The following is a 19,740-nucleotide window of genomic DNA, read 5'->3' as shown; positions in this document are numbered from 1 at the left end:
AAGGGCCGTTGAAGACTACAACGTTGATAAGCACCTTTGTGTAAGCTGGGCTTAAGCCACGCATACGCGCGCCATCAGACTCTAAAACATCTGATAAAAACGTCACACTCGGTACACGTTTTAATGCATCACCGGCAGTCAGCGGTTCAAAACGTTGAAAGTATTCTTGTGAGTATTCAAGCGTCGGTGCTAGCTCTTGTGAGCGGTTGCGATAACCAATCTCGCCATATACAACAAGCTCTTCAGAGACTTTTACTTTTTTCTCATCGCTGCTTTGTTCGTCTTGTGCGTAAGCGGCAAATTGGCATAAGGCGAGGGCGCTTACTAACGCCTTCGTTTTAAATTGTTTCATGGGTTTGCTCCTGGTTGTCCTTGGTTTGATGAGCAAAGTACGCAGCTTAAATGACGCAAATGTGACAGAAAATCGCTAACAACCAGTAAAAACAAGTGATTAGAGGGTTTTAAAAGTACTTTTGAGCTGCAATAACCCCATCTTTTTAAGGCAATTATAGTACTTAAAGGGTTTAACAAGGTTTGACTGTCGTTTTGCTGTCACATCATTGAGCTAATATGACCCTGCTGCTTTAAACGCTAACGAGTTAGCATGGCAGCGTGAATTATTGTTAGGTACTGAGAATGCGATATAACCCTTTTACTCATCATCGATTTTTAACCAATGCCGTTATTGCTTTGTTTGTGATTGCGTTTTTGCTAAGCGCGCAAGCAGGAGAGTTAAAGCCTCTAGCCGATATCGCATGGTTAGATATTTTAGGCGAGGGTGGCATTGTGCTTATGACCCTTACTTGGATAGCTGCGCTGCTTATTTCGAGGCCGCCCGGCAAAGTCACCAGCTTTTTAGTGCTTGGGCTTGGGCTTTTTATGTTTTCAGCTTCCCTTGATTTATTTGATGAGTGGTTACATCAACCAACCAACACGTGGCTTACTTGGATTGAATCATTGCCTGCGCCGATAGGTATGATCTTCACAAGTCTTGGACTTTATCAGTGGCATCAAGAGCAATACGTCCTTAACAGGCAGTTAAAGCGCCGTGAAGCACAGCATCGTGAGCATGAATTAGTGTGCTCAATAACAGGGCTGTATAAGGCTGATTACTTACAAGATGTACTAAAAGAGCAGTTAAGTGAGCCACAGCCATTGCAACTAGCCGCTATTGATATTCGCGGTTTTGCTGATTTTAACGCTGAATTTGGTTTTATCGAAGGCGACCGCTTACTCCGTGAAGTGAGCGAGCTTTTATTGATGAATTGCCGCCTTAACGATGTCGTATGCCGCTATGCAGGAGACTGCTTTATGGTGCTAATGCCAAATACCAGCGCAGTACAAGCAAAAGAACTGGTGGCGCAAATTACCTCGGCGCTGAGCCATTGTGCATTTAAGGTCGAAGGCGAAAAACACGCTAAGTTTCAATATGTAACAGCGGCCTTAGTGGGCAGTATACAAGGCGATACACCACAAAGTTTAAGCTCGCGTTTACACGCTAAGTTACAACAACAAAAACAACAAAGAGTCAGCCATTGTGAAGCCGTATCTTAATCAAGATGACAAATACCTCACCGCACAGGGACTGATCACCACGCTGGTGGAGCTGGCCTTAAGTCGCGGCATTGCACTACATAAGTTACTCAGAGGCACAGGGGTGTTTGAGCAAGACTTAATGAGTGTGCAGCATCAGTTTAGTATTTCACAGCAAGTGCGCTTATTGACGCAGTTTAAGCAGTTGATGAAGTCCGCCGACAGCGGTTTTTTATTAGGCAGTCAACTAGCAAACGATACCTCTGTTGCCGCCCAAGGCGTGTTACATTCTGAGCACATCGGCCAAGCTTTAAAACAGTTACACAATTTACGCATGCAATTAGCACCTTTGTTATTTAGTTATAGTTATGTGCATAACGAGCAGTATTACATTGTGCTGCAAAATGCTGTGGGCTTGGATGATGAAATAAGCCAGTACGTAATGGAAATTTACAGCGCCGCGTTTTACCAAGTCCTAAAAAAAGTGGCAGGTGAGCGAGTCCCTTGTCAGTTTGAGTTTGCCTATAAACGCGCCAGGCATAGCCAAGAATACGAGCAGCATTTAGGCCTTAAAGTCGCTTTTGAAAAGCCTATAACCCGTTGGGTATTGAATAAACAAGCACTTAGGCTCACTAACCCCGCGTTTAGTAGTTTTAGGTTCTCACAAATTAACTCGCAGCTAGCGGCATTAAATTCTGCAAATAGCACCTTTGTGGAAGCCGTAAGCCGATTAATTTATCAAACTCCGGCGTTAAATTTAGACCAAGTAGCTAGCCAATTTGCCATGAGCCCTGCAACCTTCAAGCGTAAATTAAAAGCTCATGGCGTACGTTTTTCTACCTTGTATGATGAGCAAAGTAAGCGCAAAGCTATTTACCTACTTGCCATGCGCGAGCAATGCAATGAGCAAGTTGCCATGCGCTTATCATTTTATGATATTGCTAATTTTAGACGAGCGTTTAAACGCTGGACCGGGCTTACGCCAAGTCAATTGAAGGGGTAAGAAAGCCCATGCTATTGCATGGGCTATGGGTGTTATTCACCAATAGGTGTGATGTCATTTTCATCTAAAATGCCATCATTATCAGCATCATCATCAGCCGTTAGACCAGACTCTAAAATTGCTTGTTCAGTTACATTAGGCAAAAAGAAGTTGGGTTTGCCGTCATGATCTGTATCAATACTGGCAATTGCTTGACCAGAAAAGTCATCCCTTTGAGCTTTTAGAGTCGCATGTAACGTGAGTAAAGGTAATTTATCCGCTTCAGCATTAACAGGAAGGTTGATTAGTTCGTTTACAGATTCATCGTCACCTAATTGTGCGTACACAGCCACAAGGGTTTCTAGGTTATCTTGTATTACTTTATCTGATTGAGTTAATACATAAGCTTTTGCTTTGTCGATAGATGTTGTAAGTGCTGACATCGTATTTGCATATACTTCAGCATATTGCTGGTTGTTTGCTTGAAAGCGAGACAGTGCTGTTATAAGTGTATATTGCTCAAAAGTCCCAGTGTTAAGCAACTCATTACTTAAAGCAGACTCAAAAACTGACTCTAATAAAGCAGTGTAGTCTTCAATATCTATATTTTCTTTTTCGCTATCAATAATGGCTAAGCTGGTTTCTAACCACGAAACAGCTGTGTCTAATAAGCCGGCTCTCACCAAATAACCAAGTACTTTCAAGCGTTTTTCTGCTTGTTCATGTTTATTACTTAATAAGCTAATTTGTGTATCCAGTTTTGAGGCGAGACTACTTATACCTTCGTTGTTTTCAATAAAACCATACGTCGCAATAAGAGACGTTAAAGCACTGATACTGCTATTTGTTGAAAAGTTGTTTTCATTTTCTAAAAAGTACTCATCAAGCATTGCGGCGCAACTTGTTGCGTAAAGTTTTGCTTTTTCAGGGCTGTTTAAGTTAAGGGCTAATTGTACTAAGCCACCACATCCAAATTTACCCATAATGTAATATTCAGATACAGATAAAACATATTCAGGCGATGCTAGGATGCTTTGGGCATAATCAGTGACTTCTAGTGCTAGTTCATTTTCGCCACGAGTTTGTAAAATGGCTGCAGCACCAGGCTGTGCCGATGCATTTATTAAGGTTTGATAATAGCTTTTAGCATTGGTAGTTTCACCTTCCATAAAGTAGTTTTTAGCGTTACTGACCGCGTCAGATAAAGTTTGTCCTGCTTGCAATTTATTTGCGATTTCATACGCATAAGAGTATTCAATTGCGTCGTCTTTATCGGCCTGCTTAGTCAGTAATTGATAGGCAGGGTTATTTACCAGCTCCACATCATAGAGGGCTTTAATCGTTGCTGTAAGTGCTTCAAGTGGATAAGTATAGGTTGCGAGGGTTGCTTCAGCGTAAGGGCTTGCTGAAAAACTATAGCTATTATCAAAGCCAACTACACCATAGTATGACAATGACAAATTTGTATAATATTTAGCAGATTCAGTATCATTGAGTCTTAAATAATAGTCGGCAGCCCAACTCATGTACAATGCCCGCATACGCTCTGTGCTTTGGCCTTTGTAATCTCCTGACGGTTGGGTGTAAGCCCCAATATTTTCGGCAAGATCTGCCATGGTTTTTATTACAGCAAGGCCTGCATTTCTAACTGCTTCGGTATGGCTCGTACTATATTGTTCTACAGAAGCGATTGCTGTTTTTTTTACAGCTGAAACAAATCTAGCGTAAGTTTTATTGTACTCTTCAGTCCATACCTTACTGGCGTAAAGAGAAATAGTATCTAATATGGCTTGTGCGTGTTCAGTTTGACCAGCGCTATTGTATTGATTTGAAATAGATAGATAAAAGCTCGGATCGCTACTGCTAATGTTTTCTAACCCTTTTTCAGCAATATATTGATTGTATGTCGTAAAAGCTAATTCTCTGTACTCAATAGCTGCATCACTTTGTTGTAATTCATCTAATTTAGCTGCTGCATCAAGATATGCCGATGCTTTTTCATGAGATGTTGTGATTTTTTCAAAATGTGAATTAGCCTTGTCAGTAAAACCAGCAATTAAATAACCCACAGCTAATTGTGCATTTACTTCATTTAAGTAATTGTCGTCATTAATTTCACTACCGATTGCCTCTGCTTGCTTTAGGTGTGATTTATGTGAGCTGTAGTAAAAATTGCGTTTATCTTCATTTGTCACATATGAAGGTGTTAGTTCAATAGTAGCTGTAATCGCTTCGCTTATTTTGTTATCGGTGAAAGCGATTTCAAAACTGTCGTTTATTTCTGAGAGTGTTTCTGCCTCATAAGTAAACTGACCTGTGTCGCTATCTAGCTGCAATGTGCCATTAGCGGGTGCTGTTACTAACTCAACAGTAATTACGTCTCCATCAGCATCATTAAATACTAATGAACCTTGTGTTGTCGTTGACGTTGTCACCGTCACTGTTTGACTAACTAATACAGGAGCGTCATTTACATTATTGATTGTGAAGGTTAAAACAGCATCCGTATTTAAGTTACCATCACTGGCTGTGACCGTCACTGTGTCTTGACCAGCAAAGTCAGCGTTTGGGGTATAAGTGAAACTGCCATTGGCATTAAGAGCAAATAAACCATGGCTTGCAGCAGATGCGAGTGTGAAGCTCAATGAGTCATCGTCCGTCGCCTCAAGTTGACCTGAGAAAGATGTATCTTCCTCTAATGTAAATGCTGTGCTGCTTGTAAACTCTGGCGCTTTGTTACTCTGCGAACCGCCACAGCCTGCTAAAGCGAGCGCAATAACTAGCGGTGCGTATTTGATCTTATTATTCATCTTATATCCCGTGTTAATCATATAATATTAAAAACGGAACGGATTTTACCACTCAAATAAAAATAATAATAGATCTCATTTGTATTTGGTTGTTGTGTTTTTTGGAATTACAGCTAACTAAGAAGTGATAGTTATATGGATGAGAGCGTTGTCATTCTCATCCATTTTTTAAAGTATTTCTAAGAAGGCGACAAGCGCTTCGCGCTCATGCTTTTCTAGCTCTAACTTATGGAGTAAGTCTGTGGTTGTAGGGAAGTTTGGGTCGTCTTTATACTTTCCCTTAGGCTTTGGTCTTGCACCGCCTGCATTATAAAAGTTAACAACACCAGCTAGTCCTTGAAATAAGCCTGTATGCATCCAAGGGGTACTTTGCTTTAAAGCAAGTAGAGAAGGTGTTCTAAACTTGCCAATATCAGCTGGGTCTTGCGTGGCATCAAAACGTCCTAAATCTTGAAGTTTTCGACCATAAAAATGCAGCCCCGTAACATGAAATTCATTGTCGCTGAGTAAAGCTCCTTCATGACAAGTCATACATTTTGCTTTGGTTCTAAATAGATGTAAGCCTTCAAGTTGTTGATCGTTTAAAAGTGCAACCGCTTCATTAGGATTGGTTTGCGCTTTATCGATAAACCGCGTGAATAATGACTCTGGGATATCAAACGTGCGTTCAAAGGCAACAATGGCTATTGCCATTTGCTCTTTGCTCATTGTTTGATTACCAAACGCTGCGAAAATAGGGGGTCGGTAATCTTCTGCAGCGTTTACTTTGTCAAGCGACTGCTGAATAGATGAGTCCATTTCTTTGGGATTTTCGATAGGCATTAAAGCTTGCTCTGTCGCTGTTTTAGCTCTGCCATCCCAAAAAAATGTTTGCCAATGATCAATGCCAATAATTGCCTGGGTATTACGAGTACCGACTTGGCCATCAATGCCGACAGCTAGTTTACGCCTATCCGTAAACGCTAAACGAGATTCATGACAGCTTGCGCAGCTTACCGTGTTATCTCGTGACAAACGTGTATCGTTAAATAGCTTTTCACCTAATGCAATGATCTCATCACTTTGGTTAAAAGGTTTGGCTTTTAACGGTTTTAGTGGCGCAGCAGGGGTCTCTTTAGCTGTCATTATGGCTGGCCATTGACTTTGCTCCACAGAATAAAGTTCTCGCAGAGTTGTGTCTGCATGAACTACAGAAGCAAAGAAAACACAAGCGACTGAAATTAACCCTTTATTCATAGTTATAGGTCACTCCTAGCCAAAACATTCTGCCAGGTTCAACACCTGATTTTCCTTCAATAATAGAGTAGGTACGAGCATTAAATAAGTTGCTTATATCAACACGTAATTGTAATGACTGTTTTTGCGTAATTTGATACTCCCAACTGGTATTTAACGAGACCATCACGCGAGCTTTATATTCATAGTCTTTGTAAATTGGAATAGCAGTATTTATGCTTTCACAGCCACTACATTCACTTTCGACACCGATAACTTCAGAACCAGAGCCGAGCACAGCTGTGGTGTAGCTACCAGAATACGTTGCTGTTAAGCCAGTCGATAAGTTGTCTGTCCAAAAAGTATTCCAACCAAAGTTTGCAGCAACAGGACGGCCAAAGTTAGCTTTAATAGTATTGAGTTCAGATAAGCTAATGATTTGATCTTTATAATAAACCAATGATTCAATAGGGGTGTTGTCAGGTGTAGCTGTGTAATCAGTATTACTTTCTGAGTTTTCACTGTAGCTGATATTAGCCCACAAAGAGTGATCGCCAAATTTTGCATCCCAAGACAGTGAGTAACGTTCGCTTTCACCTGTGCCAGTATTTTCCATAGTAATGTATTTATAACCATCATTATGTAAGTTGGTTTCTTCATTACGGGCAAGCTGATCACGTTTAAATCTTTTCACATATTTCAGTGATAGGTTGCCAAAGTTTTCTGTGGCATGGCGAAGACCTAGCGCAATTTCATCATCGTAAGGGCTTTTCACATCGTCAAAAATATAGCGAAAGTTACCTGTGTAAGAAGAAGGAAGCCAAGCCTGTAAATAACCGTTTTGAATAGGGCGGTACTCACGGTAGGCAAATTTTTGTTGCTCTTTGATTTTGTATGCTAATAATCCTGCATCATAGTAGCGATTTAAACCCGCGGTAAGCAGTGTATTGCCATCGTTAAATACGTCATAACCCATTGATAAGCGAGGAGCGATATTGTGATTTCTGAAAAAATCATCGTAGTCGTATCTGAGCCCTAATTGAAACTCAAACTGCTTCCAGGTGATCACATCGGTTGCATACAGTGCTGCTTTATTTAAGCTTACGTCTATTTGTTCACTGGGTGTGACAAAACGTGAATTAAAATACTGAGCCGTACTTGCTACATTATTAGAGTAGGCAAGTAAGTGCTCTGGGTTATTAAAATCGATACTGCCGCCTAGTTGCTCGGCAAGGGTATCTAAATCCACATAAAAGCTTTCTTCAATACAATCAATAGTATAACCGCTACAGTTTAATGAGTTTTGGCTTGAAGAGTACTGCACAGGTGAATCATATTTGTAATAGTTTTGTGCGCGATTACGTTCTACGTTTTGATGATTCAATTCAGCACCAATACGGATGGCGTGCTCTGTTTTACCCCAGTTTTTGCGGTTTAGGGTTAATGAATTACGCCAGTTGAAGGTTGTTTGGGTGTTTTCTAAATTACCATAACCTCCTATTTTGGAGAATAAGATAGGTGTGTAATTTTCATTGCTAGATTCTTGGTCAGCATACTGACCCCATTCTTTACCTTTAGCTTGTAGCCATTGATAAAAATGCGCAGGGGCGCTGCGATTATTATCGCTTTGGCTAGCATTAAACTCACTACGCCAAAAGCCTAAACTGGTTTCTTCACTTAGATTGGCAATAAAGCCCGTATTACCGCCATCAATTTCATAGTCACTGTCTAGTACGTCATCGAGGAAGCTTTGTGATTTGTATGGGGCGTATAAAAACGTTAGATCAAGCGCATCAACCCAACCATCACGATAACTATATTTTAGTAAGCCATTGATATTTTCTCTGTGCTCGGTTTTCATTTCTTGTAATGAAATAGAAGAGATATCACTTTTTAAGTAACTTAAATTGAACAATAGGGCGTGTTTATCATTGATACGCTTTTGCAGCATCAAATCGATATCTGTTTTTTCAAATACTGGCGGCTCAAGTGCTTCTTGCTCTGCGAGCGGATTATCATTATCGTTATCTTCACCTCTGATAATGTGATATTCCCCCCAATCACTTTGGTTAGTACGTACACCTAAGCTTATCTTTGTATCTTTAGAAAAGGGTGAAATGGTTTCGGCATCAATAACACCACCAGAAAAGTCACCATAATCAGCTGGAATGTTGTGATCATACACTGTAATTGATTCAACCAATTGGCTGTTAACATTCATGCTTTGTACACCACCATAGACATCATTTTCTGATGCACTGATCCTTGAAGAACTAGCAGGATCTAACCGATTGTTGTAGTTCATGCCATCAATCATAAAACCTGTTTGCCAAGGCTTAGCACCCGATATGCTTATTTCTGGGGCACTGACTTCTGCCAAACTATCAATTGAGAAATGACTTTCACTTAATAACACGCCAGGCAGTAAGCCAATTAGCTCGTTAATATCGCCATTTCCTTTTGGAGTTGCTTCAATAAAGTTGCGATCAAGATAGGCTCGACCAATTACTTCAGGAACCTCAATCCCTATGTACTGACCTTTTACAGTAATGCGTTCAATATCGTCGGTATTACAGTGCTGATCTTTACTTGGTTCACATTGAGGCTTAATTGTTTGCTCTTTTACTTCGTTAGCATGTAACGGGGCATTAAGTAAAAGCATCAAACACGCTGATAAATAGCGTATTTGCATTGTGACAACTCCTGATTGTTGATCTGGTAAAAAGCTTAGGTAATAACTGCAGCTGCATGATGTTTAATCACGACTAGCAGAAAGTTAGCGTGTTATGTGGGCTGATTTTATCATTAAAATACGAATGAAAATAGATCTCAATTGCATTTGTGGTTATTATTTATGCAGAAAAATTAAATAATTAATGGGGCGTTTATCAGCTAGAGGGTCGCTGTTTCTATGTTTGGGATTTTATTAGATGAAATTCATTGTCTTTTTGCAAAGAGTAGGCAAGTACATGTAAACATGTACTTGCCAATAATTTACTCACCTAATGGCGTAGTATCTAAACTATCTTCAATACCATCATTGTCAGCATCGGTATCAGCAGTGAGCCCTGAGTCGCTAATAGCGTCAGGTGTTGCCGATGATAAGAAGAAGTTTGGTTTACCATCGTTATCAGTATCAACACTTGCAACTGTGCTACCCGGAAAATCATCTTTAGTTGCTACAAGAGATGCTTGTAAAGCATACAGTGCTAATTTGTCTGCCTCTGCATTTATATCTAAGTTAATCAATTGCTCGGCTTTGTTGTATTGCCCTAAACGAGTATACATAGATACATAGGTTTCTACGTTATCCTGAATAACTTTATCTTCTTGAGTTAATAAATACTCGGTTGACTCATCTAGCATGCTAATAAGCTGGCTGTGAACCGATTGATAAATGTCAGCATACTGTTCGTTATTTGATTGGTACTTAGCTAGAGATACAAAGAATGAATCGCGTACAAAATATTTATCACCAACTTCTTTTGTACTAACTAGGGTCAAATAAAGTGTTTCAAATAGGTCAGTAAAGTCTTCAAATTCAAGTGATTGTGCATTGCTTGAAACAAGGGTAATGGCTTCTTGCACCCATTCTACTGCAAGCTCAGTTAGGTTATTTTCGTTTAGGTAACCTAAGTAAGAAACTAAATGGGGGATTTTGCTTTCAGGATTTTCCAGCTTGTCAATTTCAGCCTTCATTTTAGCTACTAATTCAGGTATTTTGTCATTAATCCCTGCCATGTTGTAGGTGCGAATTAATTCGCTATAACCTTTAATATCGAGCTCTGTAGATAGCTTTCCTGAATTTGCTTCCATCCACTGAGTACATTGCAGGGCATGGCTTTTTGCTTGCTCTTCGCTGCCCATTAATAAATCAAGCGAAATATGGCGAGCACAGCCCTGCCAACCTGTTCTACGATGAGAGCTCCTGAAGGACTGTTGATCAAAATAGGCTTCGGTAAACATAACTTTACTTGCTTCGTCTAAGAGCGCTAAACCAAGCTCAGGGTAGCCATAACTATAAACAATAGAGGCAGCACCCGATGAGGTTGTACCATCAGCCATAGCCCAATATAAGCTAGTTACGTTATTATCATCTTGTTCTATAAAGTAATCTTTAGCATCTGCAATTGCATCTGCAACGCTAAATCCAGCAATAACTTTGTTTGCAATTTGATAAGCATAAGACTTCTCTCGTGCATCAGTTTGGTCTTTTTCGGTCGAAATTAAATTAAATGCAGGATTCTGTGCAAAATCGATATCGTACAAACTGCCAATATAGGCTGTTAATTTTTCTAAAGGTGATTGATAAGTAGCAAGTGTTACCGCAGAGTTTGTTGCTGCACTAAATGAATAGTTGCTATCAAAACCAGTATGACCAAATAGTGATAATGCATAGTTAGCGTAATATTTAGCAGTCTCAATATCATTAACTTGCATCGACAGTTCAATAACACCTTGAATATAATAAGACTTCAATCTGTCGGTTTTTTCACCTTTATATTCACCACTGCTAACGTACTGGTAGCCTGTTTTGGTAATAGCTTCACCGTACGTTTTAATTATCTCAGAAGCGAGCGCTTTATTTGTTTCGTTTGGCTCTGCTAAATACCTTTCTACAGCAGAACTAGAAGCGTTGCTAAATGCTGTTAATAAACGACCATAAACTGTTGTGTAGTTCTCTTGCCTAACACTATCTGCGTACAACTCTAATGTTTTATAAAGCTCTGCGGCGCGAGTAAATTCACCAGAATCTTTATATTCATTAGCAATATACGAATAAAATGCAGCGTCGCTAGATGTTAGGTTCTCAACACCTATGCTTGCAATATATTGATTATAAGTGGTTACTGCGAGGTCTCGGTAAGAGCTTGCTTGTTCTGCAACACCTAGAGCATCAAATTTTTGTGCGGTTAATCGGTATGCGTTTGCTTTGTCACTTAATGTTGTGATTTTATCAAAGTGTTCGATCGCTTTTTGGTCGAAACCAGCTAATAGATAACCAATTGCCAGAGCAGCATTAACGTCACTCATATAAACATCATCATTAATGTTTTCGCCGATTGCCTCAGCTTGTTTTAGATACGATTTATCTGAGCTGTAGTAGTAATTGAGTTTATCCTCGTTCGTAACATACGAAGGTTTTAATTCAATAGTTGCGCTGATAGGCGAGCTGATATTGCCATCGGTAAATTCAATAACAAAACTGTCGTTAATTTCTGACAGCGTTTCTGCGGTAAATGTAAATGCCCCCGTTTGCTCATCTAGAGTTAGGGTACCGTTGACTGGAGGTGATACTAAAGAAACAGTTACAGTATCACCGTCGACATCATTAAAAGTTAATGTACCTTCTGTTGTAGTCGAGGTAGTTACAGAAATTGATTGACTCGCAAGTGTTGGCGCATCGTTAACGTTATTAACCGTAAAAGTAAGCACTGCATCTGTGCTTAAGTTACCGTCAGTAGCAGTAACAGTTACCGTGTCTTGGCCTGCAAAATTTTCTTTTGGGGTATAACTAAAGCTGCCATCAGCATTTAATGAAAATAGTCCGTTACTTGCTGCAGAGCCAAGTGAATAGCTTACTGAATCGTCATCGCTGGTAGTTAGTTGACCGGTAAGACTGCTATCTTCGCTTAAGGTAAAGGCGCTACTGCTTGTAAACTGAGGAGCCTTGTCGCCATCTGAACCACCGCACCCAGTGAGTGCTAGCGCCACTGCTAATGATAAATACTTTATTTTGTTACCCATATGGAAACCCGCATTAATTATTTTTGGAAATTGGCGAGATAGTAACATCAAAATGCGAATGAGAATAGATCTTAATTGTATTTTGTTTGTTCAAGCATAGTATATACAGAAATTTCAAATGTTAATTCACTTTAAAAGTTGGCTTCATATCATGTTAGGAAAAATATACCTTTTCAGAGCAGTTATTTTCCCCGAGCTGCGTTAGACTATTGTTATTGATGTAATTAACCGAGGTCTCAAATGATTGAGTATCCTGTTGACCAACTTCCCCAGTTAATTGATGACTTGCTTCAGTGTGATACCACAACACGTAAAAATAAGTTACTTGCTGATGCTAAAGAAAAGCTTTCTACTGAGCATTTATCGTTATTGTTTGAAGCCTTACCTAAAGAACAGCGTTTAGAGATTTGGCAATTACTCGATGAAGATACACAACATGAAATCTTCATTAACCTAGGTGGCGACAGCTGTCGTTGGCTATTGCAAAGCCTAGAAGAAGCCGAAGGCTTTAAGCTACTTGACGAAGTAAGCGTAGAAGAGTTACTTGAACTTGAAGAAATTATTCCTGAGCGCTTTGTTGATTATGCACGCAGACAACTTGATGAAGTTCAAACAAAACAGTACGACCTTGCACAGCAATATAATCCAGAGCAGTTAGGTCACTGGCTCGATTTTGATGCTTTAAAAGTGTCAGAAAAACTCACCGTGGCAGGCGCGCGTAAAATTTTTCAAAAAGGCTTACCGCAATATACCGAGGTGATTTATCTAGTCAGCCGTAAGGGCACTCTCATTGGTGAAGTGGCTATCAATGCTTTATTTAAAGCCAATGATAATGACAGCCTACTGGATTACGCGAACCTTGATGTATCGGCTTTACATGCTGATGATGACCTTTATGAGGCTGCTGAAGTGGTTATTCACAGTGAGCAAATGGCGATGCCTGTTGTGAATGCCGACAACAAACTATTAGGCCGATTGTCAGTGTCATCAGCTTATGAATTGCGCCAAGAAGTCACCGACGAAGCGGCTGCAAAAGCCGGTGGTCTTCGTGAAGACGAGGATCTGTTCTCAAGCGTCACTAAATCGGCAAAAAACCGCGGTATTTGGCTTGGTATTAATCTAGCAACGGCGTTTTTGGCCTCTTGGTTTATCGGTTTGTTTGGTGCAACTATCGAGCAAGTGGTTGCGCTGGCGGTATTAATGCCGGTTGTCGCTTCTATGGGCGGTATTGCAGGTAGTCAAACGTTAACGGTTATTGTGCGCGGTTTAGCACTCGGTCAGGTTACCGACTCCAACCGTAGAGCACTGCTGAAAAAAGAGCTAAGAGTGGGGGCGTTAAATGGCTGTGTTTGGGCCTTTGTGATTGGTGTACTCACTTATTTTTGGTTCAATGATGGCATGTTAAGTCTAACAATTACTATCGCTATTTTACTTAACTTGGTTGCTGCTTCGTTATCAGGGGTGGTGATCCCATCGATTTTAGATAAGCTTAAAATCGATCCAGCCCTTTCAGGTTCTGTGATCCTGACCACAGTCACCGACATCGTCGGTTTTGTTACCTTCCTAGGTTTAGGTAGTTTACTCCTTCTTTAAGGGATCGGATGCTGGCTAAAGTAGTGTTTAGCCAGCTTTTACAAATCAATCCCCTCTAGTGATAACTTTCAAAAGAACATAAAATAAATACTTTTCTTTACCTAATACACAGTTATTATGAATTGTGACTCAGTCAAGCTAAAAAGACGTTAATATGGTATTAGGTAAAAAAGGAGTACTCGCTGCTTTATCGGTAATGTCAGTGTTTAGTGCATCAGCAGCGCAAAGCGCTTCGGGTGAACAAACTAAGCTGAGCGAAGATCCCACCAAGGTCGTCACTCAGTTTGGTGCAAGTTATTCAGATGAATTAAGGATCACTGGTTCGCTAAGTTTGGGAGCAGTAAAAAAGCTTAATGCTAGTGTGAGTGCCAATGGCGATGAATGGCGTGTTGGTGGCTCGTGGCTATTTGATATTGGCATTGTTAATTTTAACTTTGGTAAGCAAAGTTATGATCAAGGAGCTGAGCGCACAACCTATAGTGTTGGCACTTTTATGCCACTGAGTTACTTTGATATTGCGCCCTATGGTTGGCAAATTTTCGCTATGGGTGGTTATAGCCATGTTGATGGTGAAATTGCTTGTTTAGCAGGGCAAGGGGCGTGTTTAACATCAGAAATACCTGGCCCTGAGGGTTGGGTGCTTATTCCAAACAGTAGTGATGGTGGTTATTTGGGGGCGTTTGCTTTAAAGCCATTATCCGAAAAATGGACATTAATGACTGCCGCAGCGTATTCGGTTGGGTCTAACGATTATTCAGGTTATTTCGCAGCCATTGGTGCAAGTTATCAATTTGATAAAAAACAAAGTTTTAAGCTATTTGCTGCAACAGAAGACAGTGATTATGGCTCAGATCAAAACTTAGTGCTTGGTTACACTTATCAATTTAATTAAAAATTACTGTTATAAGCTGTTAAATTTTGTTAGTTTTCTGAGTGAGTTATCGCTGAGAAAATAGAGCATGAAGAAAAAGTTAGCCTTGTTATTGTTAGGATTATCGAGCCTTAATGCCAATGCCTCTGAAAACTTTAGTGATCATGAGATGTTTTGTGAGCAACAATCACAAATTAGTTGCTTAGATTACATTAATCAACAGCTAGCAAGCAGTGAGCTTGGCTCTGCGCGTTGGTATGAGATTAAATCTTATCAGTTTGATTATTTCTACGACAAAATGGAATTTCAAATCTTGAAAGATAGCACTGAGCCTTTCATTACCGGTGAAGAATTGCCTGTTGTCTTCCAAGTGCAAGTTTACTTTTATTACGCTAAATCAATGCATTATTTAGGCGACTTTGAAACTGGTCGTAAATATGCCACAAAAGCATTTGAAAAACTGCAAGCAATCTTCGACTCTTTTGGTAACCCTATGCGTATGGTCGAATTGGCTAATTTGCAATACGTGTTTGGCAACAAAGAAACGGCATTGCAAATTCTTGATAGGGCAGAGCGACGCTTTGGTAAAAGCAAAGATCCCATTTTTCACTTTGAACTGGCTTCGAATAAAGCAAATGTTTATCACTCATTAGGTGATGTAGACGGCGCACTTGCAAGCCGAAAATCCGCTGCTGATTGGATTTTAAAAACCAACCATAACCGCAAAATATCTGTCGCTTTAGGTAATTTAGCGCGTACCCACCAACTTCTGGCAAGTTATGAGCAAGCTGACGCTGTATATATTCAGTCTCTTAAGTACATGGACTCAGACTCAGATCGAAATATGATTGCTATATATAAGTTACGTCTTGCTGAAATCAATTGGCAAGCAGGAAAGCAAGATCAAGCATTAAAATGGTTTAAGCAAGTGCATAAAGAAGACATTCGCCAATCACATGCGAAACTTTATGCACACCTAGGTAACGTGCTTTAGATAGTGTAAAAACACCCTGGTTTTTCGGCTTCACCCGGCGCTAAAATTTGTAGATGGGTTGACTCACCTTGTTCCATCAAAGGCTTCATAGTTTTATCAAACTGCTTAGCGGCATGTTCAATTAATTTTGCTTGCTGTTCCAGAGCTTTAAAATCGGCATCATGAGCAGCCATAAGTTTATTGAGTTCTTTAGCCAACTTATCTTGCTCTTTTAATAAACTTTTATTAATTCGCAAGTGGTTCTCGTCTTCAACAACTGCTTCTTCGGTGATTGCTTCTATTTGCTCAGAGTACTCAGTAACTTGTAGCTCTATGTCATTAATTGGTTGCTCAAGTGCTTCAAGTTTTACTTGTTCACGCTCAAGCTCTAGGTATGCTGCAATTTGCTCGTTATTGAGGGGACTTTCGCTTACCTTTTTACAGTCTTTAAAAGTGATAACGCGATAATCACCCTGGTTGTTTGTTGTGCTGGCATTAGAGAGGCCAATACAAGCAGTAGTGGCCGTGATTAAGAGTGCACTTACGCTAATACGTACTAAATTCATAATGATGTCCTAATGGGTTATGTTATTTAGTTAGTCGTCGCAAGTGTGAAAAAGGTTGTTTAAATTTTAAATTTATATCCCACGCCATAAATTGACTCAATGTAATGACTATCAGGATCGGCTTGAGTCAGCTTTTTACGCAAGTTTTTAATGTGCGAATCAATACTGCGCTCGTAGCTCTCAAAGTACTTACCTTGAGTCATGGTTAGTAAATCTTGGCGTGAAAAAACCTTATTAGGTGAGGCAATTAATATTTTTAACAAGCTAAATTCATTAATTGTTAGTTTCAGTTCTTCATTTTTTACCAATACTTTGTATTCGCTCGGATCAACAATAATATTGCCCGCTTTGAATGTACTCGGTTTGCTACTTGGCATTCGTCGTCGTTTCAAAATAGCTTTCACACGCGCCATTAACTCTTTTGGTTTGAATGGCTTAGTAACATAGTCATCGGCACCAACATCAAAACCAATTAAGTGATCAATTTCTTCAACCCGTGCGGTAAGCATAATAATAGGCACATCACTGTATTGTCTTATCTTGCTGCACAACTCAATACCATTTGTGCCTGGCAACATGATATCGAGAATAATCAAATCAGGGTTTAGCTCATTAACAGCATCCAGTGCGCAGTTTCCATCGTGAATTAGGCTTGTTTTAAACCCTTCAAGATATAAATACTTTTCTATTAATTCGGCAATTTTAACTTCGTCTTCAATAACGAGAATATGCTGTTTAGCTAAGGTTTCTGACATATTATTGCGCCTCTGCAAGCGGGAGTTTTAACGTTAAACACAGACCGCCTAAACGGCTTTTAGTTGCATTTATTTTTCCTTGATGGGCTTCAACAATTGTTTGGCAAATCGCCAAGCCTAAGCCAAAACCGCCGGTTTTTCTGTTACGAGAGCTATCGGTGCGATATAAACGATCAAATAGTTTTTCAAGAGCTTCATCAGGAACACCGGGGCCTGAATCTTCTATCGACAAAAATACATGATGATTAGACACGGTTAAATCTAACCAGACTTTTTGCTGTTCATCGGTATAGCGTAAATTATTTTCTAAAATGTTTTGTAGAACTTGTGTAATACGATTTTGGTCGGCTAAGATCATCACTGTTTGCTCTGGTAAGGTGGCATTAAGCGTGATGTTTTTGGATTGAAATTTAAACGCATACTTATGCGCTTGTAGGGCCACCAAGGCATTAAAATCAATGGCTTCCATGTGATAATTAAAGCTGTGTCTGTCGAGTGAGCTGACTTTATGTAAGTCGTTCACAAGTCGGCTTAACAGCGCCACTTCTTCTTGCAGTGAGCTTATTGCCTTTTGGTTTGGTTCGATAATGCCATCGTTAATAGCCTCTAGTTCACCCTCTAAAATAGTTAAAGGCGTGCGTAGTTCATGAGAAATATCCATGAGCCATTGGCTTTGCTGCGACTCAAAACGTCTGAGCTCTGTGGCAATACGATTAAAATCATCCGCTAAGGTCGCAAATTCATCACTACTGTTGACGGTTATTTTGGTCTCAAACTCGCGTTCTGCAAGGGCTTTTGCGCCTTTTTTCAGCTGCGAAATAGGGTTAGTAAAATGACGTGCGAGTAAGTAACTAAACAATAACGCAATTAACAAACCAATCCCTGCTGTCCACAAACTGATGTTAATTTGTGTATTAAGGTAATGCTGAGTCAGTGCGCTGACATGATTGCGGTTAGCATGCAGTTGAAGTACTGCAACAACGTCGCCATTGTGGGTGATTTCTTGCTCGTTCACGACCTCAGTTTCGGTATTGCCTGCAATCAATATTTCGCCTTTTTCATCAAGCAAACTTAGGCGTTTTTCAAAGGGCATGAAGTCATCAGGCATGGGTTTATTGCGAGGTGGCGACTCATGCATGTCAGCAAAGTTAGCAGGCTCGTTAAACTCATTTGATGGGTCAAATTCAGGTGGCTGGTCGAACGATGGTGGCACCCCAAAGTCATCGGGGGGTGGCATCGCTTCATTTTGCATACGTTTTTCAGGAGGGCCATTTAATGGAAAAGGGCCGGGCTCTCCTGGTTTTGGGCTATTGGGCGAAAACAATAAACGGCTTGAATGAAAATTACGGTTAATTAATTCATACCACAGGGCTTTAGAATCGATAAACATCCCAATCGAACCCGTTTGCTGATACTGCAGGCTAATTTCAGTGGCTATACGGTTAAATGCTTCGTTATCTATATCTTCAAATACATTATTGAGCATACGCTTATTGGAAATTGCATTTAGACCAAACATGGTCAGCACCAGTAGTAGCGTAATGATAAGATTGGTAATTAAGAGTTTGTGAATTAACTTCATAGATGTAATAGTAAAATGTAATAGCCAGAAATGAATATACTATAAATGTCTATTTTTTGGCATGTGCATCCTAGTCACTCTATAAAAGCACCATTTTTTCTACACAAAGTCTCTACATTTGTTCTTTATACTCGACGTTAATTACTCATGTTAGCGAAGGGGCACAAGATGACTTTAAAACCTGAACTTTATACTCGTAGAAAAATGCTTAAAACATTAGGTGTTTCAGTTGCTGCTGTGCCTATGTTGGCATTTTTAGGCTGTAACTCAGATACAGTATCATCAACGGATACAACATCAGACACCGATACATCAACAGATACAGACACCAGCACTGATACAGACGATACAACAACTACGAACGATAGTGATTATGTATCAGGCACAACAGCTCTTATTACCGATGACTTCCCTGATGACAGCATTTTTGAAACATCAACCGCATGCGTGTTAGCTCTGACTCAAGCAACAACCGAAGGCCCGTGTTACTTCCAAGCTGATTCAGACGAAGACATCTCTGATGGCCTAACGGGTTTACCTATGATGCTTTGCTTACAGTTAATCGATAGCGACTGTAACCCATTAGCAAATTACGAAATCTCGGTTTGGCACTGTGATACCAGCGGTATTTATTCGGGCGATACTAGCAGTAGCTCTGATAGCTCACGTTTTGCGGGTGATTTCTGTACTGATGGCGATGCCGAAGCTGAGGCAAGTACCTGGTATCGTGGTTCATTGATCACAGATAGTAGTGGTCGTGTGAACTTTAAAACGCATTTCCCAGGTTGGTACTCTGGCCGTACTATTCATATTCACTTTAAAGTAGCAAACAACAATAACGACTATGTAATCAGTCAGTTCTGTTTTACTGATGCGTTTGCAAAAGAAATTTGTACCACTCATAGCGATTACAAATCACGTGGTGAACAAGATACAACCCTTGCTAGCAACGACAACGTGTTTGGTAGTGATTATGAGCAGTTTATTTTAAATACAGCACAAAATAGTGATGGCACTTTATTGGCGTATCACACTATTCAAATTAGTTAATTTATTCACTTATCATTGTAGGTTAGGGCGTGTTAGCAATTACTGCTTTCACGCCCTATTTT

Annotated in this window: 13 protein-coding genes and 1 pseudogene; 6 read left to right on the top strand and 8 right to left on the bottom strand. The window is 40.0% G+C overall.

All coding sequences use genetic code 11. The features are described from left to right. Positions 1 to 352, bottom strand: a pseudogene (locus tag AN394_RS22175) (TonB-dependent receptor); the annotation flags it as partial. A gap of 284 nt (positions 353 to 636) precedes the next feature. Here AN394_RS22175 and AN394_RS17195 point away from each other — a divergent pair. Further along, entirely contained in the window at positions 637 to 1,554 is a 918-nt protein-coding gene (locus AN394_RS17195; RefSeq protein WP_054560672.1) for a sensor domain-containing diguanylate cyclase, read from the top strand. After that, complete coding sequence (locus AN394_RS17190) at positions 1,538 to 2,536, top strand: AraC family transcriptional regulator (RefSeq protein WP_055022104.1); 999 nt, start codon at positions 1,538 to 1,540, stop codon at positions 2,534 to 2,536. Before AN394_RS17195 ends, AN394_RS17190 begins: the two co-directional genes overlap by 17 nt. 32 nt (positions 2,537 to 2,568) lie before the next feature. Here AN394_RS17190 and AN394_RS17185 read toward each other — a convergent pair whose 3' ends face one another. The 4 genes from AN394_RS17185 to AN394_RS17170 all read right to left on the bottom strand — a co-directional run bounded on the left by AN394_RS17185 (position 2,569) and on the right by AN394_RS17170 (position 12,288). Beyond that, the gene (locus AN394_RS17185; RefSeq protein ID WP_055022103.1) at positions 2,569 to 5,325 is read right to left on the bottom strand and encodes a cadherin-like domain-containing protein; all 2,757 of its coding nucleotides are present in this window, start codon (positions 5,323 to 5,325) and stop codon (positions 2,569 to 2,571) included. Between the two features lie 168 nt (positions 5,326 to 5,493). Further along, positions 5,494 to 6,561, bottom strand: coding sequence for a cytochrome-c peroxidase (locus AN394_RS17180; RefSeq protein ID WP_054560669.1), 1,068 nt, complete (start codon positions 6,559 to 6,561; stop codon positions 5,494 to 5,496). After that, positions 6,554 to 9,232, bottom strand: a complete 2,679-nt coding sequence (locus AN394_RS17175) for a TonB-dependent receptor plug domain-containing protein (RefSeq protein ID WP_055022102.1) — start codon at positions 9,230 to 9,232, stop codon at positions 6,554 to 6,556. The genes AN394_RS17180 and AN394_RS17175 overlap by 8 nt, the downstream gene beginning before the upstream one ends. Before the next feature lie 302 nt (positions 9,233 to 9,534). Next, entirely contained in the window at positions 9,535 to 12,288 is a 2,754-nt protein-coding gene (locus AN394_RS17170; RefSeq protein ID WP_054560667.1) for a cadherin-like domain-containing protein, read from the bottom strand. A 240-nt stretch (positions 12,289 to 12,528) separates the two neighbouring features. Between AN394_RS17170 and AN394_RS17165 the strand changes: the two genes are divergently transcribed. The 3 genes from AN394_RS17165 (at position 12,529) to AN394_RS17155 (ending at position 15,746) form a co-directional block, all read left to right on the top strand. Further along, positions 12,529 to 13,881, top strand: a complete 1,353-nt coding sequence (locus tag AN394_RS17165; RefSeq protein WP_054560666.1) for a magnesium transporter — start codon at positions 12,529 to 12,531, stop codon at positions 13,879 to 13,881. A 154-nt stretch (positions 13,882 to 14,035) separates the two neighbouring features. Beyond that, entirely contained in the window at positions 14,036 to 14,773 is a 738-nt protein-coding gene (locus AN394_RS17160; RefSeq protein ID WP_200910020.1) for a hypothetical protein, read from the top strand. A 67-nt stretch (positions 14,774 to 14,840) separates the two neighbouring features. Next, complete coding sequence (locus AN394_RS17155) at positions 14,841 to 15,746, top strand: lipopolysaccharide assembly protein LapB (protein ID WP_054560665.1); 906 nt, start codon at positions 14,841 to 14,843, stop codon at positions 15,744 to 15,746. On the opposite strand, the gene AN394_RS17150 is transcribed toward AN394_RS17155, so the two are convergent. From AN394_RS17150 to AN394_RS17140, 3 genes are read right to left on the bottom strand one after another with little or no spacing between them, the layout of a single operon-like run. After that, positions 15,743 to 16,291, bottom strand: a complete 549-nt coding sequence (locus tag AN394_RS17150) for a hypothetical protein (protein ID WP_055022100.1) — start codon at positions 16,289 to 16,291, stop codon at positions 15,743 to 15,745. The genes AN394_RS17155 and AN394_RS17150 overlap by 4 nt on opposite strands. Before the next feature lie 59 nt (positions 16,292 to 16,350). Further along, positions 16,351 to 17,046 carry a response regulator gene (locus AN394_RS17145; RefSeq protein ID WP_055022099.1) on the bottom strand — a complete coding sequence of 232 codons (696 nt, stop codon included), beginning with the start codon at positions 17,044 to 17,046 and terminating at the stop codon, positions 16,351 to 16,353. 1 nt (position 17,047) lies between these two features. Further along, positions 17,048 to 18,565 (bottom strand): ATP-binding protein, encoded by a 1,518-nt coding sequence (locus tag AN394_RS17140; RefSeq protein WP_055022098.1) that lies wholly within the window; start codon positions 18,563 to 18,565, stop codon positions 17,048 to 17,050. A gap of 231 nt (positions 18,566 to 18,796) precedes the next feature. Between AN394_RS17140 and AN394_RS17135 the strand changes: the two genes are divergently transcribed. Further along, the gene (locus AN394_RS17135) at positions 18,797 to 19,678 is read left to right on the top strand and encodes an intradiol ring-cleavage dioxygenase (protein ID WP_082423015.1); all 882 of its coding nucleotides are present in this window, start codon (positions 18,797 to 18,799) and stop codon (positions 19,676 to 19,678) included. Positions 19,679 to 19,740 lie beyond the last annotated feature (62 nt).

This window comes from Pseudoalteromonas sp. P1-26, assembly GCF_001401795.1.
Lineage (GTDB): Bacteria > Pseudomonadota > Gammaproteobacteria > Enterobacterales > Alteromonadaceae > Pseudoalteromonas.
Note: the sequence above shows the minus strand (reverse complement) of the source record. Positions and strands in the feature narration are given on the sequence as shown.

Coding starts and splice junctions, on each gene's coding strand:
- AN394_RS17195 (WP_054560672.1), top strand. CDS start 637: ATGCGATATAACCCTTTTACTCATCATCGATTTTTAACCAATGCCGTT.
- AN394_RS17185 (WP_055022103.1), bottom strand. CDS start 5,325: ATGAATAATAAGATCAAATACGCACCGCTAGTTATTGCGCTCGCTTTA.
- AN394_RS17180 (WP_054560669.1), bottom strand. CDS start 6,561: ATGAATAAAGGGTTAATTTCAGTCGCTTGTGTTTTCTTTGCTTCTGTA.
- AN394_RS17175 (WP_055022102.1), bottom strand. CDS start 9,232: ATGCAAATACGCTATTTATCAGCGTGTTTGATGCTTTTACTTAATGCC.
- AN394_RS17170 (WP_054560667.1), bottom strand. CDS start 12,288: ATGGGTAACAAAATAAAGTATTTATCATTAGCAGTGGCGCTAGCACTC.
- AN394_RS17165 (WP_054560666.1), top strand. CDS start 12,529: ATGATTGAGTATCCTGTTGACCAACTTCCCCAGTTAATTGATGACTTG.
- AN394_RS17160 (WP_200910020.1), top strand. CDS start 14,036: ATGGTATTAGGTAAAAAAGGAGTACTCGCTGCTTTATCGGTAATGTCA.
- AN394_RS17155 (WP_054560665.1), top strand. CDS start 14,841: ATGAAGAAAAAGTTAGCCTTGTTATTGTTAGGATTATCGAGCCTTAAT.
- AN394_RS17150 (WP_055022100.1), bottom strand. CDS start 16,291: ATGAATTTAGTACGTATTAGCGTAAGTGCACTCTTAATCACGGCCACT.
- AN394_RS17145 (WP_055022099.1), bottom strand. CDS start 17,046: ATGTCAGAAACCTTAGCTAAACAGCATATTCTCGTTATTGAAGACGAA.
- AN394_RS17140 (WP_055022098.1), bottom strand. CDS start 18,565: ATGTTTGGTCTAAATGCAATTTCCAATAAGCGTATGCTCAATAATGTA.
- AN394_RS17135 (WP_082423015.1), top strand. CDS start 18,797: ATGACTTTAAAACCTGAACTTTATACTCGTAGAAAAATGCTTAAAACA.